The sequence below is a fragment of the Mycobacterium sp. IS-2888 genome (assembly GCF_001954215.1).
Lineage (GTDB): Bacteria > Actinomycetota > Actinomycetes > Mycobacteriales > Mycobacteriaceae > Mycobacterium.
The window spans coordinates 1-3,762 of record NZ_MBET01000080.1; the positions used below are offsets into that span (position 1 = coordinate 1).

Sequence of the window (3,762 nt, forward strand, 5' to 3'; positions counted from 1 at the left end):
CCTTCCGGGTCTATGGTTGGGGGGGGGTATACCCCCCGGTCGGTTGCCTTTGCCGCGCCCCGGGTTCAGCCCCGGGTCCCCCCGCGGGGGGGGCGGGTGGCACCGCCGGCGGCCCGGGCGGAACCAAGTAACGCCAAAACCCAAAGGAGACAAGGATGTACCTCGCCGTCGAGATCGGGAATGTCAACCTCAATCCAATCTTCAAGGGCGTAGTGGCGACGATCCTGTACTTCGGAGTGGGCATGGCCGTGCTGCTCGTCGGCTTTTACATGGTCGACTGGCTGACCCCGGGAAAGCTGCGCCAGCTGGTGTTCATCGATCGCCGCCCCAACGCCGTCGTCGTCGCGGGCGCGATGTACATCGCGCTGGCCACCGTGATCATCAGCGCCATCACCAACAGCTACAGCCAGCTGGGCCAGGGACTCGTCGGGGTGGCGGTGTACGGGTTGGTGGGCGTGATCCTGCTCGGGATAGCGCTGCTGGCGATGCACCTGCTGATACCGGGTAGTTTCCACGAGCACGTCGACGAGCCGGAGCTGCACCCCGGTGCGTTCGCGGTGGCGCTGATACTGCTGGCGGTGGGAGGGGTGACCGCGGCGGCGGTGTCATGACATCCGTCGAGTCGTTGGCGCCCGCGGCCATGGATTCGTCGCGGCGGTGGCGTTCCGTGCTGCTGGCCGCCGTCGCGGCGTGCGCGGCGTGCGGCATCGTCTACGAGCTGGCGCTGCTGACGCTGTCGGCGAGCCTGAACGGCGGCGGCATCGTCGCCACCTCGCTGATCGTCGCCGGATACATCGCCGCGCTGGGTGCGGGCGCCCTGGCGATCAAGCCGCTGCTGAGGCACGCGGCCATCACCTTCATCGCCGTCGAGGCGGCGCTGGGGATCATCGGCGGCCTGTCCGCGGCGGCGCTCTACGTGGTGTTCGCGTTCGTCGACGGGTCGACGTGGGTGCTGGCGGTGAGCACCGCCCTGATCGGCGGGCTGGTCGGCGCCGAGGTGCCGCTGCTGATGACGCTGCTGCAGCGGGGCCGCACCGCGGGCGACACGGATGCCGGCCGGACGCTGGCCAACCTGAACGCGGCGGATTACCTCGGGGCGTTGGTGGGTGGCCTGGTCTGGCCGTTCCTGCTGCTGCCGCATCTGGGGATGATCCGCGGGGCCGCGGCGACGGGCATCATCAACCTGGTTGCGGCCGCCGTGGTGGCGATGTTTCTGCTGCGCCGCGTGCTTGCCGTCCGGCAGCTGGCGACCGCGCTGTGCGCGCTCGCCGCGGCGCTGGGGCTGCTCGTCACGCTGCTGGCGCGGTCGCACGATATCGAGACCACCAGCCGGCAACGGCTCTACGCCGACCCGATCATCGCCTACCGGCACACCGCCTACCAGGAGATCGTGATCACCCGCCGCGACAACGACACCCGCCTGTACCTCGACGGCGGCTTGCAGTTTTCCACCCGGGACGAATACCGCTACACCGAAAGCCTCGTCTATCCCGCGCTCGGCGGTGACGTCAAAGGCGCCCGGTCGGTGCTGGTGCTGGGCGGCGGCGACGGCCTGGCGGCGCGGGAACTGCTGCGCCAACCCGGCATCGGCAAGATCGTGCAGGTCGAGCTCGACCCCGCGATGATCGAATTGGCGCGCACCACCTTGCGCGACGCCAACGGCGGCGCGCTGGACAACCCGCGCGTGGCCGTCGTGATCGACGACGCGATGCGCTGGCTTCGGGCGCCGCACGCCGAGCTGCGCCCGCCGCAGGGCTTCGACGCGATCATCGTCGACCTGCCCGACCCGGACACACCGGTGCTGGGCCGGCTGTATTCGACCGAGTTCTATTCGCTCGCCGCGCATGCGCTGGCGCCGGATGGCCTGGTGGTCGTGCAGGCCGGCAGCCCGTTTTCCACGCCGACGGCGTTCTGGCGCACGGTTTCGACGATCCACGCCGCCGGCTACGCCGTCACGCCCTACCACGTGCACGTGCCCACGTTCGGCGACTGGGGGTTTGCGCTGGCGCGCCGCGGCGCGATCCCGCCGAGCGCGACCCTGCCGGCGGATGCGCCGCCGCTGCGCTTCCTCAACCCGCAGGTGCTCGCCGCCGCAACCGTGTTCGCCGGCGACGTCGGGCCCCGCACGCTGGATCCCTCGACGCTGGAGAACCCGCGCATCGTCGACGACATGCGCCACGGCTACGACTAAGGCGCTACCGCTCGCACCACCCACAGGGCGCCTCGACCGGCGGGATGCCGGTCGACGCGAACGACTTTGAAGCCGGCCGCATCGCAGTGTGCCGCAAAGGAATCGGCCTGCGGTTCGGTCCAACCATGACTCGCCAAGCCCGTCGCGCCCGGGTCCACCTGGCGCTCCATCGCCAGCAGGCGCCCCGACGATGCCAGCACCCGTCGCAGCTCGGCGAGTCCGGCGGTCACGTCCTTCCAGTGGTGCACGGTCTTTAGCGACCACGCGACGGTTGCCCAGCCGGTGTCCACCGGCAGCTCCTCGGCGCCGCCGGGCGACCAGCTGACGTTGGGGTCGCGGGTCGTCGCGCGGGCGAGACGCAACATGACGGGGCTCGGGTCGACACCTACGACTTCGGCGCCCCGCCGGGCGGCGGCCCGCACCGCGCTGCCCGGACCACAGCCGACGTCGACCACACGGTCGGAATCGGATACCGATGCCAGGTCGACGGCCAGCCGCGCGTTACGGCGCCCCATGACGAGCATGCCGAGCGCGGCCACCACGCCGATCGGTCCGGCGAAGCCCGGGTGGTCGGCGTGATGGTTTACGACAGGGCCGCTCAGCTCACTCCTCGATCTGGGCCAGGATCTCGTCGGGGATGTCGGCGTTGGTGTAGACGTCTTGGACGTCGTCGCTCTCTTCAAGCGCGTCGACTAGCCGGATGACTTTTTGCGCGCCGTCGGCATCGAGTGGAACGGTCACCGACGGCTGGAACCCCGCCTCGGCGGAGTCGTAGTCAATCCCGGCCTCCTGCAACGCGGTTCGCACGGCGACCAGATCCGTGGGCTCGGTGATGATCTCGAAGCTGTCGCCCAGATCGGTGACGTCCTCCGCACCGGCGTCCAGCACCGCGGCCAGCAGGTCGTCTTCAGTCAGGCCGTTCTTCTCGAGGGTGACGACGCCCTTGCGGGTGAAAAGGTAGGCAACCGATCCCGGATCGGCCATCGTTCCGCCGTTGCGCGTCATCGCCACTCGGACCTCGCTGGCCGCACGGTTGCGGTTGTCGGTCAGGCACTCGACCAGCACCGCCACTCCATTGGGCGCGTAGCCCTCGTAGGTGATTGTCTGCCAGTCGGCGCCGCCGGCTTCCTCGCCGGCCCCGCGCTTGCGGGCCTTCTCGATGTTGTCGTTGGGCACCGAACTTTTCTTCGCCTTCTGGATGGCGTCGTACAGGGTCGGGTTGCCCGCGGGGTCACCGCCACCGACGCGCGCCGCGACCTCGATGTTCTTGATCAACCGCGCGAACATCTTGCCGCGGCGGGCGTCGATGACGGCCTTCTTGTGCTTGGTGGTGGCCCACTTGGAATGGCCGCTCATCGGTGTGACATCCCTCTTCCGACCTCTTCTGTTGCTTGAAATCCGATCAACGAGTCTACGTGTACGGACCGCGCCGGTACTCCGACGATGCCCCTTACGACTCAGCGTCCCCAGCTGTCACAGAACAGCAGCGATACAGGATGTGCCCGCCTCACAGCGACAAGCCGGACGGCTGGGGATCGGGCCTGGTCACCGGAGATCCTACGGATTGTCGC

At 69.2% G+C, this 3,762-nt stretch carries 4 protein-coding genes; 2 read left to right on the top strand and 2 right to left on the bottom strand.

All coding sequences use genetic code 11. The annotated features are described in order from the left end of the window. Nucleotides 1-155 precede the first annotated feature (155 nt). Both A5745_RS15650 and A5745_RS15655 read left to right on the top strand, forming a co-directional pair. Entirely contained in the window at nt 156-611 is a 456-nt protein-coding gene (locus A5745_RS15650) for a DUF350 domain-containing protein (RefSeq protein ID WP_076064620.1), read from the top strand. Continuing rightward, on the top strand, nt 608-2,191 hold the full coding sequence (locus A5745_RS15655) for a polyamine aminopropyltransferase (protein WP_076117158.1): 1,584 nt from the start codon (nt 608-610) through the stop codon (nt 2,189-2,191). The genes A5745_RS15650 and A5745_RS15655 overlap by 4 nt, the downstream gene beginning before the upstream one ends. On the opposite strand, the gene A5745_RS15660 is transcribed toward A5745_RS15655, so the two are convergent. Both A5745_RS15660 and A5745_RS15665 read right to left on the bottom strand, forming a co-directional pair. Beyond that, complete coding sequence (locus A5745_RS15660) at nt 2,188-2,730, bottom strand: class I SAM-dependent methyltransferase (RefSeq protein ID WP_254848595.1); 543 nt, start codon at nt 2,728-2,730, stop codon at nt 2,188-2,190. The two genes, A5745_RS15655 and A5745_RS15660, sit on opposite strands and share 4 nt — an antisense overlap. Nucleotides 2,731-2,794: 64 nt before the next feature. Continuing rightward, nucleotides 2,795-3,547 (bottom strand): YebC/PmpR family DNA-binding transcriptional regulator, encoded by a 753-nt coding sequence (locus A5745_RS15665; protein ID WP_076064622.1) that lies wholly within the window; start codon nt 3,545-3,547, stop codon nt 2,795-2,797. Nucleotides 3,548-3,762: the final 215 nt, after the last annotated feature.